The 26,567-nt window shown below is 67.1% G+C and carries 23 protein-coding genes; 15 read left to right on the top strand and 8 right to left on the bottom strand.

The annotated features are described in order from the left end of the window. The first annotated feature begins 182 nt into the window (after window positions 1-182). From CA833_RS12810 to CA833_RS12795, 4 genes are all read left to right on the top strand, one after another. Window positions 183-977, top strand: coding sequence for an SDR family oxidoreductase (locus CA833_RS12810; RefSeq protein ID WP_142634759.1), 795 nt, complete (start codon window positions 183-185; stop codon window positions 975-977). A 225-nt stretch (window positions 978-1,202) separates the two neighbouring features. Further along, entirely contained in the window at window positions 1,203-2,957 is a 1,755-nt protein-coding gene (locus CA833_RS12805; RefSeq protein ID WP_207078232.1) for a chloride channel protein, read from the top strand. Between the two features lie 96 nt (window positions 2,958-3,053). Beyond that, the gene (locus tag CA833_RS12800; RefSeq protein ID WP_207078231.1) at window positions 3,054-3,623 is read left to right on the top strand and encodes a TetR/AcrR family transcriptional regulator; all 570 of its coding nucleotides are present in this window, start codon (window positions 3,054-3,056) and stop codon (window positions 3,621-3,623) included. A 21-nt stretch (window positions 3,624-3,644) separates the two neighbouring features. After that, complete coding sequence (locus tag CA833_RS12795; RefSeq protein WP_207078230.1) at window positions 3,645-4,955, top strand: glycoside hydrolase family 1 protein; 1,311 nt, start codon at window positions 3,645-3,647, stop codon at window positions 4,953-4,955. Between the two features lie 169 nt (window positions 4,956-5,124). On the opposite strand, the gene CA833_RS12790 is transcribed toward CA833_RS12795, so the two are convergent. Next, window positions 5,125-5,874, bottom strand: a complete 750-nt coding sequence (locus tag CA833_RS12790; RefSeq protein WP_207078229.1) for an SDR family NAD(P)-dependent oxidoreductase — start codon at window positions 5,872-5,874, stop codon at window positions 5,125-5,127. Window positions 5,875-5,915: 41 nt separating this feature from the next. Then, complete coding sequence (locus CA833_RS12785) at window positions 5,916-7,850, bottom strand: CocE/NonD family hydrolase (RefSeq protein WP_207078228.1); 1,935 nt, start codon at window positions 7,848-7,850, stop codon at window positions 5,916-5,918. Between the two features lie 193 nt (window positions 7,851-8,043). Between CA833_RS12785 and CA833_RS12780 the strand changes: the two genes are divergently transcribed. Beyond that, the gene (locus CA833_RS12780) at window positions 8,044-10,485 is read left to right on the top strand and encodes a hypothetical protein (RefSeq protein WP_242526080.1); all 2,442 of its coding nucleotides are present in this window, start codon (window positions 8,044-8,046) and stop codon (window positions 10,483-10,485) included. Window positions 10,486-10,593: 108 nt separating this feature from the next. Here CA833_RS12780 and CA833_RS12775 read toward each other — a convergent pair whose 3' ends face one another. The 3 genes from CA833_RS12775 to CA833_RS12765 form a co-directional block, all read right to left on the bottom strand. Then, entirely contained in the window at window positions 10,594-11,967 is a 1,374-nt protein-coding gene (locus CA833_RS12775; protein ID WP_142634771.1) for a class II 3-deoxy-7-phosphoheptulonate synthase, read from the bottom strand. Window positions 11,968-12,536: 569 nt separating this feature from the next. Continuing rightward, on the bottom strand, window positions 12,537-12,848 hold the full coding sequence (locus tag CA833_RS12770; RefSeq protein WP_207078227.1) for a GIY-YIG nuclease family protein: 312 nt from the start codon (window positions 12,846-12,848) through the stop codon (window positions 12,537-12,539). 248 nt (window positions 12,849-13,096) lie between these two features. Then, window positions 13,097-16,162 carry a pitrilysin family protein gene (locus CA833_RS12765; protein ID WP_242526079.1) on the bottom strand — a complete coding sequence of 1,022 codons (3,066 nt, stop codon included), beginning with the start codon at window positions 16,160-16,162 and terminating at the stop codon, window positions 13,097-13,099. A 211-nt stretch (window positions 16,163-16,373) separates the two neighbouring features. On the opposite strand from CA833_RS12765, the gene CA833_RS12760 reads away from it, so the two are divergent. From CA833_RS12760 to CA833_RS12735, 6 genes are all read left to right on the top strand, one after another. After that, on the top strand, window positions 16,374-16,952 hold the full coding sequence (locus CA833_RS12760) for a NifU family protein (RefSeq protein ID WP_142634775.1): 579 nt from the start codon (window positions 16,374-16,376) through the stop codon (window positions 16,950-16,952). A 26-nt stretch (window positions 16,953-16,978) separates the two neighbouring features. Then, window positions 16,979-17,647 carry a tRNA (adenosine(37)-N6)-threonylcarbamoyltransferase complex dimerization subunit type 1 TsaB gene (gene tsaB / locus CA833_RS12755; protein ID WP_207078226.1) on the top strand — a complete coding sequence of 223 codons (669 nt, stop codon included), beginning with the start codon at window positions 16,979-16,981 and terminating at the stop codon, window positions 17,645-17,647. After that, window positions 17,644-18,123 (top strand): GNAT family N-acetyltransferase, encoded by a 480-nt coding sequence (locus CA833_RS12750; RefSeq protein WP_142634779.1) that lies wholly within the window; start codon window positions 17,644-17,646, stop codon window positions 18,121-18,123. The genes tsaB and CA833_RS12750 overlap by 4 nt, the downstream gene beginning before the upstream one ends. A gap of 181 nt (window positions 18,124-18,304) precedes the next feature. Continuing rightward, the gene (locus CA833_RS12745; protein WP_142634781.1) at window positions 18,305-18,751 is read left to right on the top strand and encodes a MucR family transcriptional regulator; all 447 of its coding nucleotides are present in this window, start codon (window positions 18,305-18,307) and stop codon (window positions 18,749-18,751) included. Between the two features lie 155 nt (window positions 18,752-18,906). Then, window positions 18,907-19,344, top strand: coding sequence for a Fur family transcriptional regulator (locus CA833_RS12740; RefSeq protein WP_142634783.1), 438 nt, complete (start codon window positions 18,907-18,909; stop codon window positions 19,342-19,344). Continuing rightward, complete coding sequence (locus CA833_RS12735) at window positions 19,341-20,123, top strand: 1-acyl-sn-glycerol-3-phosphate acyltransferase (RefSeq protein WP_207078225.1); 783 nt, start codon at window positions 19,341-19,343, stop codon at window positions 20,121-20,123. The genes CA833_RS12740 and CA833_RS12735 overlap by 4 nt, the downstream gene beginning before the upstream one ends. A gap of 71 nt (window positions 20,124-20,194) precedes the next feature. Here CA833_RS12735 and CA833_RS12730 read toward each other — a convergent pair whose 3' ends face one another. Next, window positions 20,195-20,869: a hypothetical protein gene (locus CA833_RS12730; RefSeq protein ID WP_142634787.1), complete on the bottom strand. Its 675-nt coding sequence runs from the start codon at window positions 20,867-20,869 to the stop codon at window positions 20,195-20,197. A 68-nt stretch (window positions 20,870-20,937) separates the two neighbouring features. Here CA833_RS12730 and ispH point away from each other — a divergent pair, with 68 nt between their 5' ends. The 4 genes from ispH to CA833_RS12710 are packed head-to-tail and all read left to right on the top strand — an operon-like array spanning window position 20,938 to window position 24,481. Next, complete coding sequence (ispH, locus tag CA833_RS12725; RefSeq protein ID WP_142634789.1) at window positions 20,938-21,912, top strand: 4-hydroxy-3-methylbut-2-enyl diphosphate reductase; 975 nt, start codon at window positions 20,938-20,940, stop codon at window positions 21,910-21,912. 13 nt (window positions 21,913-21,925) lie between these two features. Next, the gene (thrB, locus tag CA833_RS12720; RefSeq protein WP_207078224.1) at window positions 21,926-22,915 is read left to right on the top strand and encodes a homoserine kinase; all 990 of its coding nucleotides are present in this window, start codon (window positions 21,926-21,928) and stop codon (window positions 22,913-22,915) included. Further along, entirely contained in the window at window positions 22,912-23,352 is a 441-nt protein-coding gene (rnhA, locus tag CA833_RS12715; protein WP_142634793.1) for a ribonuclease HI, read from the top strand. Before thrB ends, rnhA begins: the two co-directional genes overlap by 4 nt. Before the next feature lie 4 nt (window positions 23,353-23,356). Further along, window positions 23,357-24,481, top strand: a complete 1,125-nt coding sequence (locus CA833_RS12710; RefSeq protein ID WP_242526078.1) for an FUSC family protein — start codon at window positions 23,357-23,359, stop codon at window positions 24,479-24,481. A 23-nt stretch (window positions 24,482-24,504) separates the two neighbouring features. Here the strand turns inward: CA833_RS12710 and CA833_RS12705 are convergent, their stop codons facing one another. After that, a complete protein-coding gene (locus tag CA833_RS12705; RefSeq protein ID WP_207078223.1) occupies window positions 24,505-25,596 on the bottom strand; it encodes an FAD-binding oxidoreductase in 1,092 nt (363 codons plus the stop codon). 6 nt (window positions 25,597-25,602) lie between these two features. Continuing rightward, window positions 25,603-26,559, bottom strand: a complete 957-nt coding sequence (locus tag CA833_RS12700) for an alpha/beta hydrolase (RefSeq protein ID WP_207080083.1) — start codon at window positions 26,557-26,559, stop codon at window positions 25,603-25,605. Window positions 26,560-26,567 lie beyond the last annotated feature (8 nt).

Genomic DNA, 26,567 nt, shown 5'->3' with positions numbered 1-26,567 from the left:
GTTTGCCTGACGGTGTTCCACCACCGCGCGCAGCCCGCCTGTCCGAAGGTGCAGCCTGATCGGCAATCGGCGCAAGCGCGCTGGAGCGATACTTGCCGGCCCTGCGCATTCCTGCCGCGCGAGGCTTGGCCAAGTTGCGCTAGCGCTGGGTCAAACAGCGAATCGCGGGAGATGACGTCGCCATGAAGATCGACAACACGCTGGCCGCCGTGGTCACCGGCGGCGCCTCGGGCCTGGGCCGGGCCAGCGCCAGGGCTCTGGCCGATGCGGGCGTGAAGGTCGCCGTGTTCGACATCAGCGAGGAGGCAGGCGAGGCGTTCGCCGCAGAAATCGGCGGTGTGTTCTGCAAGGTCAACATCCTCGACGAGGACAGCGTCGAGGCCGGTTTTGCCAAGGCCCGCGCCGCGCACGGGCAGGAGCGCGTGGTGGTCCATTGCGCCGTGGTCGCAGGCGGCGGCAAGACCGTCTCGTTCGACAAGACCACCGGCGGCTACAAGCGCATGGCGACCGAGCAGATCGCCAGGACCGCCGAGGGCGTGTTCACCGCCTCGTACCGCGTCGCCTCGATCGCAGCTCTGGGCATGGCGGGCTCCGATCCCGTCAACGATGATGGCGAGCGTGGCTGCATCATTTTCACCTCGTCGGCGGCATCGCAGGACGGGCAGATCGGCCAGGTCGCCTATGGCGGCGGCAAGGGCGCGGTGAACGCCATGGTGCTGCCGATGGCGCGCGACCTCATGGATCTGGGAATCCGCGTCAACGCCATCCTGCCCGGCACTTTCGCCACGCCGCCGATGCTGCGCGTGAAGGAAATGAACGAGGCGGTCTACGAAGGACTTGGCAAGGCCGTGCCCTTCCCCAAGCGGCTCGGCAACCCGGACGAGTTCGCCTCGCTGGTGCTGGAACTGACGCGCAACACCTATTTCAACGCCCAGTGCATCCGCCTCGACGGCGGCATCCGCATGCCGCCGAAATAGGCGGCCGCCTCCGCGCAGATGAAGGGGCGCGTTGGCAGGCAGGAATTGGCCGAGATGCTCGAAATTTCGCGTAACCGTGCTGGCGGTGCCGAAGTCACCAGCCGGTTTGCGGACTGAGAGCGACCGGATCGCTCGCTTGCGGGGAACGATGCCGCCGGCGCAATTCCTCCTGTTGCGCCAACACATGCCTTGACTCTCGAATGCTGCGAGGGCCAAGCGGCGGCGATGCGACGTCCCGCCGTCAATGCCCTCAAAGCCCTGGTCGTCCGCCAGCGACGGCGCATGCGCGAAAGCGAACTGGCATTCATCCTGCTCGCGCTGGCCGCGGGCATCGCGGCCGGATGGCTGACCAACCTGCAGGGCTTTCTGGCCCACGGCATCCAGCAAATCCTCTACGGCGTCACCGGCAACCGTCTCAGCGCGATCGGTGAGATCCGTCATCCCTGGCGGTTGCTGGCGCTGCCGCTGGGCGGCCTCGTGCTGATCGGCATCGCCCATCTGCTGCGCCGCCGCCGCCGCGCCCCGATCGACGTCGTCGAGGCCAATGCCCTGCACAGTGGGCGAATTCCGTTCATCGACAACCTGATCATCTCCATCCAGACCATCGTTTCCAACGGCGCCGGGGCCTCGGTCGGGCTGGAGGCGGCCTATGCGCAGATGGGCGGCGGCGTTGCCTCGGTGCTGGGCCAGTGGTTCAAGCTGCGCCGGTCGGACATGCGCACGCTGGTCGGCGCGGGCGCCGGCGCAGCGGTGGGCGCAGCCTTCGGCGCGCCGCTGGCAGGTGCGTTCTACGCTTTCGAGATCGTGATCGGCACCTACACTCCCGCTGCCATCGCCCCGGTCATCGCCGCAGCACTGGGCGCCGCGTTCATCACCCGCCAACTGGGTGTCGAGCCCTACCTGATCGCCGCCTCCAGCACGCGGCCGCTGACGACACCGGACTATTTCATCTACGCGCTGCTGGGCATCTGCTGCGCGCTGGTCGGCATCCTGGTGATGCGGCTGGTGACGTTCACCGAAATCCACGTCCAGAAACTCACCCGCATCGCCAGGTGGCGCCCGCTGATCGGCGGGCTGCTGCTGATGCCGCTGGCGTGGATTTCACCGCAGTCGCTGTCCGCCGGGCACGGGGCCATGCACCTCAACCTGGCCATGCAGCCGGCGATCCAGTTCCTGCTGATGGTGCTGGCGGTGAAGATCCTGTCTTCGGTCATATCCCTCAGCTTCGGTTTTCGCGGCGGGCTGTTCTTCGCCTCGCTGTTCCTCGGCTCGCTGGTCGGGCTGATCTTTGCCCAAGCCGTGGCGATGCTGCCATTCGGCATCGAACTCGACCCCACCCAGTCCGCACTGGTCGGCATGGCGGGTGTCGCCGTCTCCATCGTCGGCGGACCGATGACACTGGCCCTGCTGATCCTCGAGACCACGCACGACTTCGCACTGATGGGTGTGGTGCTGACCGCCGCGCTCGTCTCCAGCGCCTTCACGCGCGAGACCTTCGGCTATTCGTTCTCCACCTGGCGGCTGCACATTCGCGGCTCGATCATCCGCTCCCCGCGCGACATCGGCTGGATGCTGAGCCTCACCGCCGGGCGGATCATGCGCACCGACTGGGTTTCGGTGCCCGCCACCCTGCCCCTCTCCGAATTCCGCGCGCGGGTGCCGCTGGGATCGACCAGCAAGGCGATCCTGCTCGACGCAGCCGACCGCTATGCCGGTATCGTCACCACCGCGTCCGCCTGGAACCCCAACCTCGATCCCGAGACCGAAGTGGGCACACTGGCAACGCTGGCCGACACTTCCCTCGCCCCCGCGACCGACATCCGCGCGATGATCAAGGCGTTCGACATTGCCGTGGCCGACGAACTGGCGGTGGTGGACGGGGTCGGCAAAGTCGTTGGCGTCGTCACCGAGCGCCATGCAAGGCGGCGCTATTTCGAGGAAATCGAGGCGTCCCAGCGCGAGCTCTTCGGCGAGAGCTGAGACAGGTTCTTCGCCCGGGCGATACCTGCGGCACTCCCCTTCCCGGCCCCCGCCCTCCAGACTACCTAGCGATCACTAGGTAACGGGAGAAAGCCCATGCGCACCCGCATGAACCGTGAGGGCCGGCGCACCGCGATCCTCGATGCCGCGATCGCGGTGATCGGCGAACGCGGCTTTCACGGGTTCTCGATCCGCGAACTGGCGCTGCGCTGCGCGATGACCGACGCCGGGCTGCTCCACCACTTCGGCTCGAAGACCGACCTGCTGCTGGCGGTGCTCGACCGCCGCGACAGGCAGGACGAGGACGCCATCGCCGCCCTTTTCCCCCGCGACGCGGCGCCGCGCAGCCGCGCGCAAGTGCTGCAGGTGCTGGCCGCCATCGTCGCGCGGAATGCACAGCACCCCGAACTGGTGCGCCTCTATGCGATGCTGCGGGTGGAAGCGCTCGCCGCCGACCACCCCGCCCACGCCTATTTTGTCACCCGCGACCGGCTTGCCCGCCGTCGCTTCGCCGAACTGCTCGACCTGCCCGGCGAAACACCGGACCGTCTCGCGCGGCAGGTGCTGTCGGCGATGGACGGGCTGGAACTGCAATGGCTGCAGGAGGAGCGCGGCTTCGACCTCGTGGCGACATGGAACGAAACCGCCGGGCGGCTGATCCCGTAAACCGGCGCAAACTGGGAGAGTGTGATGGATCGCAGAACGATGTTGGCCTCCGGATTGGCCGCCGGTGCACTGGCCTCGCCATCCGGCAAGGCGATGGCCGCGACGGCAAGAAGCTTCCCCAAGGGCTTCCGCTGGGGCACCGCCAGCGCCGCGCATCAGGTGGAGGGCAACAATACGCTGAGCGACCTCTGGCTGGTCGAGCAGGTGAAACCGACGATGTTCATGGAGCCTTCGGGCGATGCCAACAACTCCTTCGAACTCTGGCCGCGCGACCTCGATCTGGTGAAAGGCCTGGGGCTCGACACCTATCGCTTCTCGATCGAATGGGCCCGGATCGAGCCGCGTCCCGGCGTGTTCTCCACCGCCATGCTCGACCACTACGCCCGGATCATCGACGGCTGCCATGCGCGCGGGCTGACGCCGATGGTAACGTTCAACCACTTCACCCTGCCGCGCTGGTTCGCGGCGCAAGGCGGATGGACGCAGAAGGACGCGGCCGACCTGTTTGCCCGCTACTGCGACAAGGCGGCCCGCCGCCTGGCGGCGGGCATGGGCTATGCCACCACACTCAACGAGCCGAACATGATCCACCTCGTCGACAAGGGCCTGCCGCCACAGATGGCCGGCATGGTAAAGGCGATGAACCAGGCCGCGGGCGCGGCCTGCGGGGCCGGCAACTTCAAGAACGGCATGCTGCCCGAACACGACGACATTGCGCTGCTGGAGGAAAACATGCTCGCCGCGCACAAGGCCGGCCGCGCCGCGATCAAGGCCGCACGCGGCGACCTGCCGGTGGGGGTCAGCCTGACGATGAGCGACGATCAGGCCGTCGGCGCGAATTCGCAGCGCGACGCAATCCGCAAGCAATTCTACGGGCCATGGCTGGAACTGGCCAAGCAGGACGACTTCATCGGCGTGCAGAACTATGCGCGGGCGATCTGGAATGCGCAGGGTCAGGTCCAGCCACCCGCCGATGTGCCGCGCAGTCAGATGGGCGTGGAAATTTACCCCGCCTCACTGGCTGGTGCAGTGCGTTATGCCCACGAGGCGACCGGGCGGCCGGTGATGGTGACCGAACACGGCATCGGCATCGAGGACGACGCAGTGCGCGCGAAGTTCATTCCCGAAGCGCTCTCCGGATTGCAGCAGGCCATTGCCGATGGCGTGCCGGTGCTGGGCTATGTCCACTGGACGCTGGCGGACAACTTCGAATGGGTGTTCGGCTTCAAGCACAAGTACGGGCTATGCTCCGTCGACCGCGCGACCTTCGCCCGCACACCCAAGCCAAGCGCCGCCGTGCTGGCGGCGATTGCCAAGCGGAACGCGGTGTAGAGCCTTCTATCGAATACAAAACCTCACCCCCTCCCGCGAAGGCGGGGGCCCCGCTTCCTTTTTGCCTCGCCCCGAAGAACAAGCGGGATCCCCGCCTTCGCGGGGATGACGCGTTTGGATTTGGCGAGCGTTCCGGGGGGACGGAAAACCTCACCCCTTCGTGCCGTGTTCAAGTCACCGTGAACCCGCCGTCGACGGCGAGCACCTGATTGGTCACCCGGTGCGCCATCGGGGTCGCGAAATAGAGTACGGCCGAGGCGATGTCCTCGGCCGTGCAACGGCCCAGCGGCGGGGTTCGATTGCCCGGGCCGACCGGCGGCGGTCCTTCGGCATGGATCGCGCCGGGCGTGCCGACGCCGCCCGGCAGCACGGTGTTGACGGTGATCCCGTGCGCCGCAAGTTCGAAGGCGGCACTGGTGGTGAGCGCCGCGAGCGCGCCCTTGCTGGCCATGTAGGCCGCCAGCCCCTGCACGAACTGGCCAACCAGCCCGCTCGAGGCGCAGTTGACCACGCGCCCGCCCTCGCCGCCGGCGATCATCGCCCGCGCCACTTCGCGGATCATCAGGAACGGCGCGCGCGCGTTGATCGCCTCGATCCGCTGCCAATGTGCCGCCGTGCCCTCCAGCAGCATTTCGCGGTGCTGAAGCCCGGCGTTGTTGACCAGCAACCAAGGCGTGCCATGGCGCCCAGCAGCCTCTGCACAGGCAGAGACGATGGACGCCTCATCGGCGAGGTCCACCATGACCGCGTCCACCGCCTTGCCTGCCTCGACTTGCGCCCGCGCACCGGCTTCGTCCCGGTCGAGCACGACCACCCGCGCTCCGGCGCAGGTCAGCACCGCGCAGATGCCCGCGCCAATCCCGCTGGCACCGCCGGTCACGAGCGCGAGGCGCCCGGAAAGGTCGAAAGGTCCGCTCATGATCGTCTCCCGGTATCGACCGGGAGACGATCTGAACGCCGTCAGTTCCCGGCGATGGGCAGCCACACCGCGCTGGCCGCATCGCCGCCATACTGCACGGTCTCGGTGGCCTTCACATAGTCCTTGGGCATCGCCTCCATGATGGAAGGCACCCAGGACTGCGGGTTGCGGTCATAGAGCGGGAACAGGCTGGACTGCACCTGGACCATGATCTTGTGCCCCGGCAGGAACACGTGATCGACGTTGGGCAGCGACCACTGGAAGGTATAGCCCTTGCCGGGCTCCAGCGGCTGCGGCTTGTCGAAGCCGTTCACATAGCGCCCCCGGAAGATCTCGATGCCGACACCCAACTGATAACCCGCCAGTTCCGGATTGGCCGAGTTTTCCTGCGGATAGACGTCGATCAGCTTGACCACATAGTCGCTGTCCTGCCCGGTGGTGGAGGCGTGCAGTTCCACCTTGGGCGCGCCCATGATGTGCACCGGCTTGTCGAGCACGCCGGTGGTGTAGCTCAGCACGTCCGGGCGGCCATCGACGAAGCGCTGGTCATGAACAAGCCAGGTCTTCCATTCCTCGCCCTGCATGTGCACCGGGCGCGGCAGCATCGGCACGGGCTTGGCCGGGTCGGACACGTAGCTGTCGCTGCCCGCCGCCGGCTTCGCCCACGAGAGGCCGTAATTACCCGCAAGGTACAGCGGCGTGTAGGTCCCTGCGGGCCACTTCTGCGAGACTTCCCAGCCCGCCTTGGCTCCGACCGCGCCGGTGGCGTAAGTCAGCACCGGCGGCGTGTCGCACTTCGGCGCATTTGTCTTCAGGTGGCAGTCAAGGAACGGCTTCATGTAGTTGCGGCGGAACTGGCCGCCGGTATCGCCTTCCCACTTCAGCGGACCAAGCTCGCGCGCCTCGTAGTTCACCTGGGAGTGGCGCCAGGGGCCGATCACCAGCGAGACCATGTCGTTGTTGGTGTCCTGCGGCTCCAGCGCCTTGTAGACCGCCGGTGCGCCGTAGCTGTCTTCCTGATCCCACTGGCCCACCACCAGCATCGTCGGCACGGTCAGCTTGCGCGCGGCCAGCAGCTTGTCCACCGCCTGCCCCTGCCACCATGCATCATAGCTGGGATGTTCCAGCACCTTGCGCACGACCGGCAGGTCCAGCAGCCCATAGGCCTTGGCGTATTCCATCGCCGAACCGGCCTCGAGATAGGCCTGATACTCGTCGCCCGTGCCCTTGGGCACCGAGCCGCCGCCCTTCTTCACCGTCTGGCCCAGATCGTAGTCGAAGCCGAACATGCGGAAGGCGCCGTTGTGGAACCAGTCGTCGCCCATCCAGCCGTCGACCATCGGGCTCTGCGGCACCGAGGCCTTGAGCGCGGGATGCGGATCGACCAGCGCCATCAGCGAGGTGAAGCCGAGGTAGGACGACCCGGTGATGCCCACCTTGCCGTTGCTTTCCTTCACGTTCTTCACCAGCCAGTCGATCGTGTCGTACGTATCGGTGGCGTGATCGACCTTGGTGGGGTTCAGGGGGCCGCGCAGCGGGCGGTTCATCACGTAGTCGCCTTCGGAACCATCCAGCCCGCGCACGTCCTGATAGACGCGGATATAGCCGTCGTTCACGAAGTCCGCGTCCATGACCGGGAGAATTTCCTCGATCTTCTGGCTGCGGTTGCGGCTGCTCATCTTGCCGGCGTTGTAGGGCGTGCGGCTGAGCAGGATCGGGCCGTCATGCGTACCCTTGCGCATCACGATGACGGTGAACAGCTTCTTGCCGTCGCGCATCGGGATCATCACCTCGCGGCGGATATAGTCCGCCTGCGGGCGCACCCAGTCGTACGAGGCGACCTGCTCGTTCATCATGGTGTCGGTCTTGGCTGCCCTATCCTGCGCGGAAAGCTGCGAGGCGGCGGCGAGAGCCAGCGGCGCGGCGGCGACACTGACGGCGATGCGAAGGCTGCGGGCCCGAAGGTTTCTTGTCATGGAAGCGATTGGTGACGCGTGCATTTCACGCGGTCAAGCGTGAACACCGCCGTTATCGTGGACGGCGCAGGCCTGCCCGAAAGCCGCCACGATCGATCGTTATCCGCCGCAAGTGGCGGCCAAGCGTATTATTTTCGTAAAGTCAGCCCATGAGTCAGGCAACCGACAGGAAACACACGCTTTGCCACTCTGCATGAAGGATGCCGATTCGCCCCGCTCCACTTGCGCGCCTGCCCGCCTCTTCGCGCGCACCGTGCCGCTCGCTCTGGCCACCCTGCTCTGCACGGCCGCTCCGGTCCAGGCCGATCCCGCCCCCTTCGAACTGACCGGCCCAGACCTGCGGATCACCGTGACGCGCGGCCAGCAGACCCTGCCGATCGCACAAGTGCCCAGCCTTGCCGAAGGCGACAGGATCTCCGTCCACGCCGCGCTGCCCGAGGATCAGGGGCTCAAGTTCCTGCTGGTCTCGGCGTTCCTGCGCGGCGCCACCAATCCGCCGCCCAAGAACTGGATCGCCATCGCCGACACCTGGAAGAGCAAGGAAAAGGACAAGGCGCTCACCCTCACCGTGCCCAAGGGCGCGCGGCAGATGGTCGTGCTGATGGTGCCCGATACCAACGGCGCGGAAGGCGCGCTGGTCGATGCGGTACGCGGCAAGCCGGGCGAATTCGTGCGCGCCAGTCAGGACCTCAACCAGGCCTCGCTCGACCATTCGCGCCTCACCGCGTTCATGGGCGCGATCCAGGCGCAGGACAACACCGGGCCGGAATACCTTCGCGCGGTAGCCCCGGTGCTGGCCCGCAGCCTCTCGATCAAGCTCAACGAGGACTGCCTGTCCAAGGTCATCGAGATGCAGGCCTCCTGCCTGCTGGAGAACAAGGAATCGCTTGTCCTCAACGACGTCCATTCCAGTTCCCTGGCCGATACGCTGACCGGCACGCCCACCGACCTTGCCCTGCAGCTGAGCGCCACGCCCGAGGCGGGCGCGGGCTATTACAGCGCCTATATCGGCGTCGCCCGCGACATTGCCCGCATCTTCGGCGCCTTCAGCAACCCGCAGTTCGGCTACCTGCCAACACTCTCGGTTCGCCGGGACGAGACGATGTCGCTGCTGCTCAATGCCGCGCCTTCGTTCCAGAAACCCAAGTCGGTCATGGTCACCGCCCTGCCCGCGATCGAGGCGGACATTCCCCCGCAGCTGCGCAGCACCGCAAAGGCCCCGGTCTGCATCGCCCGCCCCGGTGCCCTGCTGCCGGTCGAGGGGGCGCCGCTGGTGTTCTCCACCGCCTTTGCGCATGACATGAAGGTCAAGATCACCACTGCTTCCGGCCAGACCATCGACGTGCCGGTGACGCCGCGCGCCGACAAGGGCGGCTACGTCATCACCGGGGAGGCACTACCGAGCGCTTTCACCGGTTCGATGCGCGCGCAGCTTCACGGCCTCTGGGGCTTCGCGCCGTTCGAGGGGCCGGAGTTCCTGCTCCAGCGACCGGACGGCAATGCCTGGAAAGTGACCGGCGATGCCGACGGGCTGGTCGTGGGGCGCGACAACGAGGTCGTGCTCGAAGGCGCGGCACCGTCCTGTGTCGAGGACGTGACGATGCAGCAAAGAAACGGCGGCCCCAAAGCGCTCGAATGGAAAGTGCGCGACGGCAACCGGCTTGCCTTCACGGTGCCGCTGGCCAAGGCCGCGCCCGACGAAGTGCGCGTGGAACTGCGCTATCAGGGTGCCAAGGGGCCCGAAACACTGAGCCTGCGCGCCCGCGCCGAAGCCAGCCGCATCGACGGTTTCGAACTCCATGCCGGAGACACCGAAGGCGAACTGACCGGCCAGCGGCTCGATCAGGTGCAATCGCTGACGCTGGGCGAGATCGAATTCAAGCCCGACGGCCTGACGCGCGAGGGAGCCGTAGACCGCCTGCGCCTCGTCGCCCAGGGCGGCGCAAAAGCGCCTGACACGGGAACCGCCGGCAAGGCCGTCATCGCGCTGGCCGACGGGCGCAGTCTTTCGCTGCCGACCCGCATCGCCGCGTCGCGCCCGCAGGCGGAACTGATCGGCCGCACCGTCTATCCCGGCCCTTCGGCGCCCGGTGCGCGGTCGCTCGAACTCGGCTCCGACGACCTGCTGCCGGACAACGGCGAACTGGTCTTCTCGATCAAGGCGGCGCCGGGCGAGCGTTTCGACACAGCCTCCACCATCGAGATCGCCACGACCGGAGGCCCGGTCGCCGCCCGCCTGAGCGCCGGCAAGGGCCTGACGCTGGAAAGCCAGCACGTCATGGTCGCCCGCCTCAAGGCCGCCGATCTACCCGCCGGAACCTTCGGCCCACTGCGTTTCCGCCTGGTCGGGGCCGACACCGCGGGCGACTGGAAGCCGATGGCAACGCTCGCCCGCCTGCCGCGCATCGAGAACCTCGCCTGCGCCGATAACAAGAGCGACGCGGCCACGCCGTGCACGCTGTCGGGCCGCGACCTGTTCCTGATCGGTGCCGTCGCCGCCGAGCGCACGTTCGCCCAGCCCGTGGCGGTTCCTCCCGGCTTCACCGGGGGCAGCCTGGCCGTACCACGCCCGGTGGACGGCAAGCTCTACTTGCGCCTGCGCGATGCTCCCGAGGATCCGGTGGCGCTGTCCTGACGGCTGCGCGGCGCCGGACGGTCGCGGCTGGAACCGAGCGCATAAGCAAACGGGCAGGAGAGCCATCGCTCCCCTGCCCGTGCATGTTCACCAGGACCAAGCGGCGGATCAGGCCGCCTGCTTGTGCCGCTCGGTCGCTTCGAGGTTGAGCAGGTCCGCCAGTTCGAATGCGAGTTCGATCGACTGCGCACCGTTGAGGCGCGGGTCGCAGTGGGTGTGGTAGCGATCCTTCAGCGCCTCGTCGGTGATGGCGATCGCGCCGCCGGTGCATTCGGTGACGTCCTGGCCGGTCATCTCGATATGGATGCCGCCGGCATGGGTGCCCTCGGCGCGGTGGACGGCAAAGAAGCCGCGCACTTCGGCAAGGATGCGCTCATACGGACGGGTCTTGAAGCCGGTGTCGGTCTTGATGACGTTGCCATGCATCGGGTCGCACGACCACACCACCGGATGACCTTCGGCCTTCACCGCGCGCACCAGCTTGGGCAGGCCGGCTTCCACCTTGTCGTGGCCATAGCGGCTAATCAGCGTCATGCGGCCCGGCTCGCGGCCCGGGTTCAGCGTATCGAGCATGCGCAGCAGCGCGTCGGGCTCAAGGCTGGGTCCGCACTTCATGCCGATCGGGTTGCCGACGCCGCGCAGGTACTCGACGTGGGCCGAGCCCTCGAAGCGGGTACGGTCGCCGATCCACAGCATGTGGGCCGAACAGTCGTACCAGTCGCCGGTCAGCGAATCGCGGCGCGTCAGGGCTTGCTCGTAGGGGAGCAGCAGCGCTTCGTGGCTGGTGTAGAAGTCGGTGCCCTGAAGCTGCGGAACCGAGGTCGGGTCCACGCCGCAGGCGGCCATGAAGTCCAGCGCCTCGCCGATGCGGTCGGCCATCTGCGCGAACTTCTCGCCCCAGGGGCTGCGGCCGATGTGTTCCATCGTCCACTGGTGGACCTGGCGCAGGTTCGCATAGCCGCCATGCGCGAAAGCGCGCAGCAGGTTCAGCGTGGCCGAGGACTGCGTATAGGCGCGCAGCATGCGTTCCGGATCGTTGCGACGCGCTTCGGCGTTGCCTTCGATGCCGTTGATGATGTCGCCGAAGTAGCTGGGCATCTCGACGCCGCCCACCATCTCGGTCGGGGCCGAGCGCGGCTTGGCAAACTGGCCCGCCATGCGGCCCAGCTTCACCACCGGCTGCTTGCTGGCGAAGGTCAGCACGACCGCCATCTGCAGCAGCACGCGGAAGGAATCGCGGATGTTGTCGGCGCTGAATTCGGCGAAGCTCTCCGCGCAGTCCCCGCCCTGCAGCAGAAAACCGCGACCGGCGGCGACTTCGGCGAGATCCGCCTTCAGAGCACGCGCCTCGCCCGCAAAGACCAGCGGCGGAAACTTCGCAAGCGTGGCCTCGACCTCGCCCAGCTTCTCCGCATCGCCATAAACCGGAAGGTGGCGGGCTTCCTTAGCCTTCCAGCTTTCCGGGGTCCAATTGCTAGCCACGTCATGTACTCCTGGCTGTTCCTTCGCCTTCACTCCCCGCGCCACATGCACAGGGCCAAACCGGCAAGAACCGCAAACAAGGGGCGCCCCATAGCCGCTCCAAGCAATTTTTGCAAAGCCGGTTTAGCCGATCAGCGTGATCGATTGCGCCACAGCACCGGAGCGATGGGCAAGATTGTTGCCGGAGGGCAGCCCCGGAGAGTGCTTATCGGTCGAGAGAGGCCGCTTCCCCTCGCCACCGTGGAGTGCCATTGCCTGCGCTGCCGCCTCGCACACGAGCCTGTTCGGCATCTGCGGGAGGTCGGTCCCCGCATGACTGAAGCATCAGGAGAGACGGCCCTGCCCCATCCGCTCCGCTCATCCTGAGCTTGCCGAACGATGGGAAGCCTTGCGCCGCGCCTCAGGGGGCTGCGACAAGCTCAGCCTGAGCGGGTGGGAGGAGCAACTTTGTCTGGGTTAGCCGACCGTCTGATCCGGATTTTAAAACACCCGTTGCCGATGCCAAATCTGCCCCGGATCTTCGTCATTCCCACCCCCTCTTCGTCATTCCCGCGGAGGCGGGAATCCAGTCAACGCAGCGCTTCGAAGCCAAAGTCGGTGGCGAGATCGCGCCATCGTGGATTGCCTTCTTCGATCAACCTGAGCTTCCAGTCACGGTTCCATTTCTTGATCCGCTTCTCTCGCTGGATCGCGTGTTCGATTGTCGCGTGCATTTCGAACCACACCAGCAGCTTGGTTCCATAGCGGGCGCTGAAGCCGTCGAAGCATTCGCTGCGATGCTGGGCGAGGCGTTGGATCAGGTTCGAGGTAGTGCCGGTGTAGAGTGTGCCGTTTCGTGCTGAAGCGAGAACATAGACGGCGGGCGCGAAGGTGTCCTTCATTGCCAGGTTGCTACTGGATTCCCGCCTTCGCGGGAATGACGAATGGAGTGAACAATCGGCAAGCCATCCGGGTTCAACGAACGTCCGCAATGGGGTGCACCCGGAGCGACAGCAATTTTCTGAAAAATCCGGATAACGGACGCCCGCCCATCCGCAACTACGGATGGCCACTCTCAGCAGCCGATGCTTCATTCACGTTTGCGGCAAGCCCCAAACCAAAACGGGAGGCCGAAGCCTCCCGTTCCTATTCAGCGCCTGGCCACCGTGCCGGAGCTTTTGCCTTCCGGCATCACCTCAAGCCGCCAGGACTTGTCCTTGCCGAGATAGCGCGCGGCCAGTTGCTGCATCTGCTGCGGCGTCACCAGCGTGTAGTCGTTGAGGATCGTGCGGATCGTGCCGATGCGCGAGGGGTCGTAGGTCGCCCCCTCGAGCTGGCTCATGAAGAACGAAGTGCTCGATGCGGCGCGCGTCACCTGCTGGCGCAGCGGTTCGGTCACCAGCGACAGTTCCTCGGCCGTCGGCGGATTGGCGATCAGGTTCTCGGCGATCTCGTCGGCGGTCTGGAAGAACACCGTGACCGACTTGGGATCGAGCTGCGCCACCGCCGTGATCGAGCCGCCGGTGGTCATGTCCACCGGCCACTGCGAAAAGACGTAGGGCGAATAGGCCACGCCCAGCTTCTCGCGCATGGCATCGAGCAGGCGGTTGGTGAAGAGCTGGGTCAGCACCTCGAGCTGGCGCGATTCGCGAATGCCCATGGCGCCGCCGCCGGTCGGCCACGAGATCACCGCCGCCGCCTGATCGGGATCGCCGTGGTGGTGCAGCACCACCGGCACGTCGGAAGGCTTGGGCACCGCGACTTCGGCGACCTTGGCGATCGGTGCCGGCACGCGCGGCTTGAGCGCGCCGAAGGTCTTCTCCAGCGCGGCGATGGCCGCCGTCTTGTCGAAGTCGCCGTAGATCTGCACTTCGACCGGGCCGCTCGCCAGCGCCTTGCTCCATACCGCCTTGAAGCCCTTGGCCGTCGTCGCCTCGATCTGCGCGGGAGTCGCCGTGCCGAAACGGGGATCCTTGCCGCGCTGATAGAACGTCAGGTCGCGGTTGAGCACGCCCTGCGGCGAAGTGGCGAAGGTATCGTACTGGATCTTGGCCGCCGCCTTGGCACGCAGGAAGGGACTGGGATCCCAGCGTGGCAGGTCGAGCTTGGCGGCAAAGAGATAGAGCTGGTCGGCCAGATCCTGCGGGCGGGTTTCCGCGGTGAAGACGAACGAGGCGTCCTGCACGTCGAAGTCGAAGCCCATCTTGCGGCCGGTGGAGATCCGGTCGAGATCCTCCTGCCCCAGCGTCGCCAGACCGGAGCCCACCAGCGCATAGTTGGCAAGGCCGAGATAGGGTGCATCCTTGGCCGCCATCGCGCGGGTGCCGCCGCCGAAACGCACCTTCACGGTGACGCGGCCGGGCTCTTCCTGCACCGGCCAGAGCAGGACCTTGACGCCATTGGCGAAGTTGAGTTGCTCGATGTCCAGCAAGCCCGTCGGCTGGTCGGACACCGCCTTCTGCGGCTTGCCGATGGCGGGCAAGGTATCGAACGAGACCGGCGGCGCATTGCTCGCCGAACGGGTCGAGGCATCAGGCGTGATCGGCGCCATCAGCGCCTGGCGCAGCGCCTCGTCGGTGACGCCGCCGGCCTTCTGGGTGCTGAACAGCGCGCGGGTGACCGTGCCGCTGAACAGCTGGCGGCTATGCTCCAGCACCTTGGCCGGCGTGAACATCGGCTTCGATTCGCGGAAGATGCGCAGCACGTCCTCCGGTCCCGCCACCGTCTCGCGGATGTCGAGCGCATTGACCAGGTCGTCCGCCAGCTTGGAGCCGGGCAGGATGCGGCGCTGTTCGACCGGGACCTGGAAACCGACATCGAGTTCGGCCACTTCGCGGTCGATCTCCTCCTGTGTCGGCGGGTTCGCGATGGCATCGGCGATCACCGCGCGCACATCGTGCAGCGCCGCCTTCCAGTCATCGCCCAGCGGCGTAATCGACACGAACGTGGCGTCCGCCGAACGCGAGACGTCCTCCTGATTGACCGAAGCGGAGAGATAGCTGCCGCCCGCACGCGCCTTGGTCTCGAGACGGCGGTTGATCACCGCCTGCGCGATCGCGTCGACCATCAGCCCCTGGTTGTAGGCGATGTTGTCGGTCACCTGCCGCCAGGGACGCAGCGTGGCATAGAGCAGCGAGGGCGGCAGGTCCGGCTCGACCAGCACGCGCGTCTCGCCCACCGGGTTGGCGGGATCGGCACCCGCAGGCGCGGCGGGATCACCGAAGCTCGGCGCCTTTGCCAGCGCGCCCGACACCTTCCAGCCGGCGAACCACTTCTTCACATAGCTTTCCAGCGTCGCCGGATCGGCATCACCGGCCACGATCACCGCGACGTTGTCGGGCCGGTACCAGCGCGAATAGAACGCGCGCACGGTGTCGGGCGTGGCGGCGGTCAGCGTCTCGACGGTGCCGATCGGCTCGCGCTGCGACAGCGGCTGACCGGCGTAGATCACCTGCTGCATCGCCTGCTGCACCCGCTTGGCAGCACCCCCGCGCTCGCGCATTTCGGCCAGCACGATCGGCAGGTCCTGCTTGAGGTTCGAGGCCGAGAGCGCCGGCGCGGTGACCATGCCGCTCATCAGCTTGAACGTCTCGTCCAGCGAGGTCGGCGTGGCATTGGGCAGGTCGAGCTTGAACACGGTCTGCGTGGTCGAGGTCACCGCATTGGTATCGCTGCCGAAGGTCGCGCCGAGGCGCTGGAAGGCGGCGATCGCGGTGCCCTCGGGAATGTACTTCGATTCGCGGAACAGCATGTGTTCGAGCAGATGCGCGTAGCCACGCTCCGGATCGGTTTCGTAGAGCGAACCGGCATCGACGCGGATGCGGATCGAGACCTGCCCCGGCGGCACCCCGTTGCGGCGAACGGCATACTTGAGGCCATTCGAAAGCTCGCCGAAGTGCCATTCCTTGTCATGGGGAATGTCGCTGCCCCGGTAGAGCCAGGGATCGGCGTCGCCCACCAGCGGCTCGTCCTCGCCGTTCTGCTTGACCACCACCGGAATACGCTGCTGCGCGGATTGCGGTGCCCCCTTGCGGGAACGCTGCTTTCCGGCACCTTCCGACGCCTTGCGTGCAGGCTGCGCGCTTCCCGGCGCCGCGTCGTCCTTGACCGCATCGGCCTTGGATTCGGCCGAAGCCGAGGCCAGGAAGGGCTGCGGGAGCGGTGCCAGGAGCAGCAGGGCGGCGAGCGAGCGGGCGGCGCGCGATTTGGTCGTCATCGCAAGGGGTATAGGGTCGCCCTTCCTTAAGGGCCAGTGAATAGCGGGGAGTTTCTTGCAGGCTTCCCAAGTTCCGCAGCCAAGCCATTCGAACTGCCCATATAATGCAACAGTCGATGCATCCATTGCGCCGCGACTTTCAGGTGATCGAGGCGGCTACCACCCTTCCCGCACTTGACCCCGCGCGCACGCCCCCTACATCGCGAGAACCATGTACATCGAAACCGAAACCACGCCGAACCCCGCCACGCTCAAGTTCCTGCCCGGCCGGCAGGTCATGCCCGCGGGCACGCGCGAATTCACCTCGCCCGAAGCGGCAGAGGCCTCGCCGCTGGCACAGGCCCTGTTCGACCTCGGCGACGTGACCGGCGTGTTCTTCGGCGAACACTTCGTTTCGGTCACCGCCGCCCCCGGCGTCGAGTGGGGCGATCTCAAGCCGCAGGTCGTCTCGGTCCTGCTCGACCATTTCGTTTCACAGGCCCCCCTGTTCGCCGGCGGCAGCGCCAGCGGCTTCTCGGTCCCGCCCGAGGAGGAGGAAGACTATGGCGACGATCCCGCCGATGCCGACATCGTCGACCAGATCAAGGACCTGATCGAAACCCGCGTGCGCCCGGCCGTGGCCAATGACGGCGGCGACATCGTCTATCGCGGCTACCGCGACGGCGTGGTCTACCTTGCCATGCAAGGCGCCTGCTCGGGCTGCCCCTCGTCGAGCGCCACCCTCAAGCACGGCATCGAAAGCCTGCTCAAGCACTATGTCCCCGAAGTCACCGAAGTGCGCGCGGCCTGACCGCAAGCAGGCGCCTTCACTTCATCATGACCTCATCCAACGATAACCGCATGCTGGTGATCGACAGCGCCACCGAAGCCTGTTCGGTCGCGCTGTTCGAAAATGGCGAACTGCTCGCGGGCGACTATCGCCTGCTCGGGCGCGGCCATGCCGAAGCGCTGGTGCCGATGATCGCCGCCCTTCCCGGTCGCGGCCGTGCCGGTCGCATCGCCGTGGCACTTGGACCTGGCAGCTTCACCGGCGTACGCGTAGGCCTGGCGGCAGCGCGCGGACTGGCCCTGGCCTGGGGCGCCGACGTGGTGGGCTACCCCTCGCTCGATCTCGTTGCCGCGATCGCCCGCGCCGAAAGCGGCGCCCGGCCGGTGGCCGTGGCGATGACCGGCGGCCACGGCGAATGGTTCATCGAGGGCTACGACGCGGACGGCACGATCGCCCGCCCGCTCGCGTCGCTGCGCCCGGCCGAGGCCGCCGCCGCCAGCCCCGAGGAACTCGCCGCGGGAACCCAGGCCAAGGCGCTGGTCGCCGCCCGCCAATCGGGCGAGGCGCTGGAAATCTGGCCCGATGCGCGCCGCGTGACATTGCTGCCCTCCTCCACCTTCACCACCGACATCCAGCCGCTCTACGGCCGCGCGCCCGACGCCAAACCGATGGCCGCGAGAGCCGCAACCGACACGAAAGGCGCCGCCCAACGATGATCGACGACCTCGACCGCATCATGTCGGTGATGGAAACGGCCTTCGACCCCAACTGGGGCGAGGCCTGGAACCGCCGGCAGGTCGACGACGCTCTCCTCCTTGGCAATTGCCACTACTACCTGATCTCGCCGGACGGCACGCCGGTAACCGGCGACGAGGAAGCGGCCGGCTTTTCGCTTTCGCGCACCGGCTACGAAGAAGAGGAACTGCTGCTCCTGGGCGTGAAGCCGCAGTTTCGGCGCCTTGGACTGGGCCGTGCCATTCTCGACGCGCTGCGTCTTGCCGCAGCCCGGCGCGGCGCCAGACGCCTGCTTCTCGAAATGCGGCGCGGCAACCCCGCACAATCCCTCTATTGCAATTTCGGCTTCTATTCCATCGGCGAGCGCAAGGACTACTACCGCACGCAAAATGGAGAGCGCATCGACGCCCTGACTTTCGCTTGCGACATCTGTGATGGAAATTTGTCGGACTTGTAATTACCCGTATAAATCGACCTTTACTGGCCGTCGATTAACAAGCGATAACTGGAACTTTAGTCGCAACTTGTGAATAATCTTGAATTGCGGACCAGATTGGTCCAAGGCCGAAATCGCGGAAGAGAAGCGCACATCGATTCCGCTCGGTAAAGTCGCAAAAATAAATCGAGGTCGTAAGAAAATGGACACCATCCAGGTTGATGCCAACGAGACGTTGATCACGCTCACTTCGGACATCGTCGCCGCCCACGTCAGCAACAACAGCGTCAGCGTCGAGGATCTCCCCTCGCTGATCACCAACGTCTATGGCGCGCTCGCCGGTCTCGGCACCACCACCGTCGTCGAGGAAGAAAAGCCTGAGCCCGCCGTTTCGGTGCGCGCCTCGGTCAAGCCCGACTACATCGTCTGCCTCGAGGACGGCAAGAAGCTGAAGATGCTCAAGCGCCACCTCATGACCCACTACAACATGACCCCGGAAGAATACCGCGTGCGCTGGAACCTGCCCGCGGACTACCCGATGGTCGCCCCGAACTACGCCGAAAAGCGCCGCGAACTGGCCAAGAAGATCGGCCTCGGCCGCAAGCCCAACGCGCGCCGCGGCCGCAAGCCCAAGTCGGCCGCCGCCTGATAGAGGCGCGGATGTCGCCGCAACCCGGCCCCGATGCATACAGGCACGGGTCGAAGCTGCGGAAAGACAGGCCTGCCTTGGCCCACAAAGGTTGAGATTGGAGGCGCACCAGCCTACATAGCCGGTGCGCCTCTTTTCATTGATACAGGTCAAACGTGCATCAACCAATCGACATCGAAGCCCTCTGCGCCGAACGCGGCCTGCGTATCACCGAACAGCGTCGGGTGATCGCCAAGGTCCTGTCCGAAAGCACGGACCACCCCGATGTGGAGAAGCTGCACCAGCGCGCTGCAGCGCTCGACCCGGGCATCTCGATCGCCACGGTCTACCGCACCGTGCGCCTCTTCGAGGAAGCCGGCATCCTTGACCGTCACGATTTCGGTGATGGCCGCGCCCGCTACGAAGCCGCCCCCGAAGCCCATCACGACCACATGATCGACGTCGAGAGCGGCGCCGTCATCGAATTCGTCGATCCCGAACTCGAAGCGCTCCAGCGCCAGGTTGCCGAACGCCTCGGCTTCCGCCTCGTCGACCACCGCATGGAACTGTTCGGCGTCCGGATCGAGCGCGAGGACGGCGAAACCCGCAAGTGAACACGGCAGCGGCGACTTCCTCCGCGAAGCGCCGCATTCCGCTGCGGGGCTGGCCGATCATCGCCTTGCGCCTCGCGGCCCTGCTCGCCACGCTGCTTGCCTGCCTTGGCGCCTATTACCTGCTGGCACCGTTCACCCGCGCCAATCCGGTTCCACGCCGCTTCCTGCGCGCGGTGGGCATGATCTGCGGACTGCGTACGCGCCTTGCAGGCTCCCCCCCCACCCGGCGCGGCGTGCTGCTTGCCAACCATGTTTCCTGGCTCGACATTCCGGCACTGGCCGGCGCGACCGGCAACGCCTTCGTCGCGCATGACGGCCTGGCCGGAATCGGCCCGCTGCGCTGGCTTTGCGAGCTGAACGACACCGTCTTTGTCGCCCGCCACGACCGCCGCTCGGTCGCCGCCCAGATCGAGCAGGTCCGCCGCGCCATCGCGGATACCGGCCGCCTGGCGATCTTCCCGGAAGGCACCACCAGCGACGGCAGCGGGCTGCTGCCGTTCAAGTCCTCGCTGCTTTCCGCCGTGGATGCCGATTGCGGCTCCCTCGCCATCCAGCCGATCTGGCTCGATTACGGCGCCCAGGTGGCCGACATCGCCTGGGTCGGCGCCGAGCCGGGCCTCGCCAACGCGCTGCGCCTGCTGGCGCGTTGGCGTCCGATCCGCCTCACGGTGCATTGCCTGCCGCCCCTGCCCGCCGAACAACGCACCGACCGCAAGGCGATAGCCCGCCATGCGCGCGAGGCGATCGAGCAGGTCATGACACGCCCGCGCGCTGGATAAGCCCGGCACCCACAAGAATGGCCCGGAAAGCGACTTTCCGGGCCATTCTTGGGTTAGCGGGCGAGCGCCGATCAGCGCGTCGCGTTGTAGGCCAACTGATCGTCGGTCAGCTGGAACCCGACCAGCACCTCGAAGCTGGCGCGGGCAACCGCGGCCTTGACATCGGGCTGCGCCAGCGGATCGACGGCGGCGTCCTGATCGCCGGCCTTGCGCGGACGGGTGATGCGCTCGCGAATTTCGGCGGGCAGCGTCGCGGCGGCACGATCGATATAGGCCGTGCCGGTGCCGTGGGCCTGCGCCCGGTCCTGACCGTCGGCAAAGGTGATCTGCACCTGGCCGACGCGCTTCGAAACGACCGCCGAACCGCCCTGCAGCACGCTCACGAAGATCGGCAGCGTCACCTGACGGGCGCCCTGCTTGTCGTTGCGGCGAGCCAGGACGTCGAAGCTGACGGTCGCGGTGACCTTGTCGCTCGCCTGTGCGCCGCCACGATCGCTGCATTCGGTGCGCACGTTCGTCATGGCGGCGACCATGTCGATATTGGTCGAGGTCTTGTCGTTCGGCGCGCGGAACAGGGTCATGTCGCCGGTATAGTCGGGGATGCCCACGGCCGGGCATGCGGTGCGCACGGACGTGATGCCGACACCCGAATCGACCACGATATCGCCCTTCTTTGCACAACCGCTCAGAGCGGTCACCGCGGCGGCAGAGCAGAGGACGGTAGCAGTCAGGCGGCGTGCATTCATCGGTACATCCCTCGAGTGGCGTGCGCTTGCCCTAGCGGCGCGCGCGGCAAAGCGCTAGAGGCCCATTCATGAACGCGCCCTTTCCGTCCGAGAAGACGCTCGCCACGAATGCGCCCCTGCGCCTCCTGATCGCCGCCCCGCGCGGTTTCTGCGCCGGGGTCGACCGCGCCATCGACATCGTCGAGCGTGCGCTCGAGATCTACGGCGCACCGGTCTACGTGCGCCACGAGATCGTCCACAACAAGTTCGTGGTCGACAACCTGAAGGCCAAAGGCGCCGTGTTCGTCGAAAGCGTAGACCAGGTTCCGGACGGCGTGCCGGTGATCTTTTCCGCGCATGGCGTGCCCAAATCGGTGCCTGCCAAGGCCTCCGCGCGCGGCCTCGAGTGGCTGGATGCCACCTGCCCGCTGGTCAGCAAGGTCCATCGCCAGGCCGAGCGCCAGATCGCCGACGGGCGCCACATCCTGTTCATCGGCCATGCCGGCCATCCCGAAGTGATCGGCACCTTCGGGCAGGTTCCCGAAGGCAACATGACGCTGATCGAAACGGTGGAAGACGTCGCCACCGTCGCCGTGCCCGAGGACCGCGAACTCGCCTATCTCTCGCAGACCACGCTCTCGGTCGACGATACGCAAGCTATCATCGCCGCCATCGAGGCGCGCTTCCCGCAGGTCGTCGCGCCCAAGCAGGAAGACATCTGCTACGCCACCTCCAACCGCCAGGCCGCCGTCAAGCAGATCGCGCCGAAGTGCGAACTGGTGCTGGTGATCGGCTCGCCCAAGAGCTCCAACTCGCTGCGCCTCGTCGAAGTGGCGGAGCGTTCGGGGTCGGTCGGCCGGATGATCCAGCGTGCCTCGGAGATCGACCCCGCCTGGCTCGACGGCCTGACCAGCGTCGGCCTCACCGCCGGTGCTTCCGCGCCCGAGGAACTGGTCAACGAAGTGATCGCCCGCATCGGCGAACTGCGCGATGTCACGGCCGAGCAGGTCGTCACCGCGCAAGAGACCATCACGTTCAAGCTGCCGCGCCAACTCGCGCGCTGAGGATCTTTCGCACATGGCAGTCTATACCCGGCTCGGCGCCGAAGAGATGGCGGCGATCGTCGAGGCTTTCGACGTCGGCGCCCTGATTTCCGCCAAGGGCATCGCCGAGGGCGTGTCCAACAGCAACTGGCTGATCGAAACCCAGCAAGCCGCGGCTTCGCGCCGGTTCATCCTGACGGTCTACGAAAGCCGCACCGAAGTCGCGGAATTGCCGTTCTTCCTCGACCTGCTGGACCACCTTGCCGAACAGGGTTGCCCGGTGCCGCGCACCATGCATGACCGCGGCGGCGCCAGCCACCGCCTGATCGACACGCCGGAGGGCCAGAAGGCGCTCGCGCTGATCGAATACCTGCCCGGCGTTTCGGTATCCGAACCCACCGTGGGCCAGGCCCGCGCGGTCGGCGCGGCGCTGGCGCAAGTCCACCTCGCCTCGGCCCGTTTCGGGCAGGACCGCGCCAACTCGCTCGACCTGCCGGCCTGGCAGCAGCTGCTGGGCGACTGCGGCAGCGAAGGCCTGGCCTCGATCGATGCCGACCTTGCCGCCCTGGTCGCGCGCGAACTGCCTGCGCTTGCGGCGCAGTGGCCCTCGGACCTGCCGCGCGGCGTGATCCATGCCGACCTGTTTCCCGACAATGTCCTGATGCTGGGCGACAAGGTCACCGGCCTGATCGACTTCTACTTCGCCTGCACCGACCTGCTGGCCTACGACGTCGCCGTGACGCACGCCGCCTGGTGCTTCTCCAGCGACGGCACCCGCTTCGACGCCGCTCTCTCGGATGCCCTGATCGAAGGGTACGAGAGCGTCCGCCCGCTCTCCGCCGCAGAGCGCGCCGCCCTGCCGGTGCTGGCCCGCGGCGCGGCCGTGCGTTTCCTGTCCACCCGCGCCTACGACTGGCTGAACACGCCCGAAGACGCGCTTGTCACCCCCAAGGACCCGATGGCTTTTGCCCGCCGCCTCGAATTCTATGCCGATCCGGCCAATCACGGTATCTTCGGCGCATGAAGAAGGTCGACGTCTTCACCGATGGTGCCTGCAAGGGCAATCCCGGCCCCGGCGGCTGGGGCGTGCTGCTGCGCATGGGCGTGCACGAGAAGGAAATGGCGGGCGGCGAGCCCGACACCACCAACAACCGCATGGAGATGACCGCCGTCATCAAGGCGCTCAATGCGCTGACCGAGCCTTGCGAGGTCACGCTCCATACCGACAGCAAGTACGTGATCGACGGGATCACCAAGTGGGTCCACGGCTGGAAAAAGAAGGGCTGGGTCAATGCCAGCAAGCAGCCGGTGCGCAATGCCGATCTCTGGCACGACCTGATCGAGGCCAGCGGCCGCCACAAGGTGGACTGGCAATGGGTGCGCGGCCACTCCGGCCATGCCGAGAACGAGCGCGTGGACAAGCTGGCGAGCGACGCGGCGGTCGCAGCCGCCAAGGCGTGATGGTTTGCCTGACCGGCTGCTGAATCTCGATACCTTGCGCGAGAACTTCCGGCAGGAAGCGCGGGCGCTGATAACGCCGGGCCCGCGCATGGCGGACGAATGGGCCTGCGTGGCCTCGGTCATGCTCTCGATCGTCATCGCCCATCTGATCGGCGCGAAGATGGTCGGCTGGGCAGCCTTCACCGCCTTTGTCCTGCTCAAGAGCGGCGCTTCGGAAACGATGCTGCGCGGCGTGCTGCGCATCGTCGGCACCGCTCTCGGCTCGTTGCTGGCGCTGGCGGTCATGCCCTGGGCCGCCCGATCGCTGCCGCTGGCGATGGCAAGCGCGGCGATCGTCGGCGCCGTCGGGCTCTACGGCATGATCACTGCCCGGCGGGCCTATGCCTGGCTGTTGTTCGGACTGACCTTCGAGATGGTGCTGCTCGACAAGCTGGAGCACCCCGCGCTCGACACCATCGATTTTGCCCAGACCCGCCTGCTGGAAGTGATCGCGGGCACCATCGCCTGCGTCCTCGTCAGCCTGACGACGGCCACCCTGGCGGGCCGCAAGTGGCTCGACCTGCAAGGCCCCCGGCCCGAACGCATGGGCTGGCACCCCAACGCCGCACGCCACGCGGCGCAGGCGGGTCTCGCCATTTCCGTGCTGCCGCTGCTGCATGCCCTGTTCGACCTGCCCGAAATGGCGCAGGCGGCCGTCACCGTGATGGCGGTGATGATCGTGCCGATCGGCGGCATCGGCGCCAGCGGCTTCGCGCCGGTCACGCGCCGCCTGTTCCTGCGCACGATGGGCTGCCTTGCCGGCGGTGCCCTGGCGCTGACCGTGCTGCTGATCGCACAAGGCAACACCCCGGTGCTGATCGCGGGAACGTGCCTCGGCATCGTCATCGGCCGCCACATCGAGAACGGGCTCCCGCAGATCACCTACCTCGGCCTGCAGTTCACGCTCACGGTGCTGGTCGTGCTGGTCCCCGATTCCTACGCCGACGCGCATATCCTGCCGGCCATCCAGCGCCTGGTCAGCATCCTGATCGGCATGGCGGTGCTGGAGCCGGTCCTGCTGGTATGGCACTTCCTCGCGCCGGGCCGGAAACCGCCCGAACGCACGGAAGATGTTCGCGGTTCGGAGTAACCCCCGCCCACACGCGGGCACGCTCAGGCGATTACGAAACGATCCGGCCCATAAGGCGCGGGATCGAGGTCGCCGCCCTTCTCGCCAAGCAGCAGGGCCGCTCCCAGCATAGCGGCCGCCGGCGCGGTCTGGATGCCAAAACCGCCCTGCCCGGCGAACCAGAAGAATGCCGGGTCGGCGGGATCGAAACCATAGACCGGCAGCCGGTCCGGCGCGAACGAGCGCAGCCCCGCCCAGCGATGCTCGACCCGCTCGACCGGCCAGTCGACAACCTGCTCCAGGCGGTCGATGGCCAGCGCCACGTCGATTTCCTCGGGCGCGGCGTCGCACGGGACACTGGGCGTCTCGTCATGCGGGCTCAGCCAGAGGCGGCCATGCTCGGGCTTGAAGTAGAACGTCTCGCCCACATCGAGCACCAGCGGCAGATCGCCGGGCACCGGGCGGCCGACCGCGAGCTGGGCCACCGTGCGGCGATAGGGCGCGATGCCCAGCGGACGCGCACCGGCCAGCCGCGCCACCGGATCGGCCCAGGCGCCCGCCGCGTTGACCAGCACGTCGCAGGCGACCTCGGTGCCGTCGGCGAGCGCCAGCAACCAGCCGTGCGCGGAGCGCGTTGCACGTCGCAAGCCCGCACGGCAGCGGATCTCCACCCCCTCGCGGCGCGCTGCGGCGAGATAGTGCTGATGCAGCGCGGCCACGTCGATGTCGCTGGTGCTCGGCTCCAGCACGCCCGATGCCCAGCCGCCCCGCAGGCCCGGCACCCGCGCTGCGATCCCGGCGCGGTCGAGCACATGGACCTCGACCCCGAGATCGCCGTAGACCCGCGCGAATCGCTCGACTTCAGCCTGCTCGCCCGTCCGCCCCAGCGTCAGCGCGGATCGCGGCGCCAGCACCCCGAGCGCCCGCAGTTCCGCGCCGGATGCCGCGGTCAGCGGCTGGACACGCGGACCGCCGTAGCTTTCGGTCCAGAACGCGGCGGAGCGGCCGGTGGCGTGATAGCCGGGGCGCTCTTCCGCCTCGATCACCAGCACGCTGGTCTTTGCGCCCAGGCGGGCCGCCAGCGAGGCACCGGCCATGCCGGCGCCCACCACAACGATATCGAACCTCGTTTGCATAGGGCCTCAGCCCCTAGCGGGCGCATTCCGGTTCAGGAAGTCCCGGATCGTTGCCAGCGCGGAATCGCGGATCGGATCGGCTTCGCGCAGGATCTCGTGGCGGCACTCCCTGCCCCAGTGGGCCAGTTCGCCTTGCGGCAAGCGCGCCGCAGCCCGGCGAATCGCCGGCCAGGACACGAGGCCGTCATGACGCGTCGCCAGCAGCAGCACCGGCACTGCGACCGATTCGAGCACTCCCTTGGCTTCCAGCCCGCGGATCGAGGCGAGCGCCCGTTCGATCCAGCCCCAGCTGGCCGGGCCCATCGCCATGGCCGGACGCTCCAGCCGCCACCACGCCTCGTCGGCATAACGCCCCTCGTCGTGGGTAAGCAGCTTCATCCGGGCGTGAGGGACAAGCTGCGGCTTCTCGTTATGTTTCCACGCCGGGCGGCGCGGATCGCCGAGAGCACGGATCACGCGTGCAACCGGATGCAGCACGGCGCTGGGAATCGCAGCCGGATGGATACCCAGCATCGGCGCGGAGAGCACCAGTGCCTCGGGAGACACCCGCCGCTCCGCCACCGCACGCAAGGCCAGATGCCCGCCCATCGAATGGCCGACCAGCACCAGCGGCCCCGGCCGTTCCTGCGCCCAGTCCTTCCAGAACAGGGCAAGATCGTCGATCCAGAGGCCGAAATCGTCGACATGCCCGGTCATGCCATCACGCCCGAGCCGGCCGCTCAGCGCCTGCCCCCGCCAGTCAATCGAGGTAACTGCCCAGCCTTCCGCATGCCACTGCTCCAGCGTCTCCAGCCACTTCTCGTAAGCATCGCCGCGCCCCGGCAGGAACAGCAGCGACCCGCGCGGCGCATCCGGCACCGGCCAGTCGATCCGGCGGATCTGGCTTTTGCCGTCGCTTGCCGTCCAGCGGCTTTCGGCGACACCTGGCGGAATGGCGCGGCGGGCCCGGCCAGCCCCCTCCATCACGTTGA

The sequence above is a fragment of the Novosphingobium sp. KA1 genome, from assembly GCF_017309955.1.
In the GTDB taxonomy this organism is placed as follows: Bacteria; Pseudomonadota; Alphaproteobacteria; order Sphingomonadales; family Sphingomonadaceae; genus Novosphingobium.
This window is presented reverse-complemented; position numbering and strand designations above follow the sequence as displayed.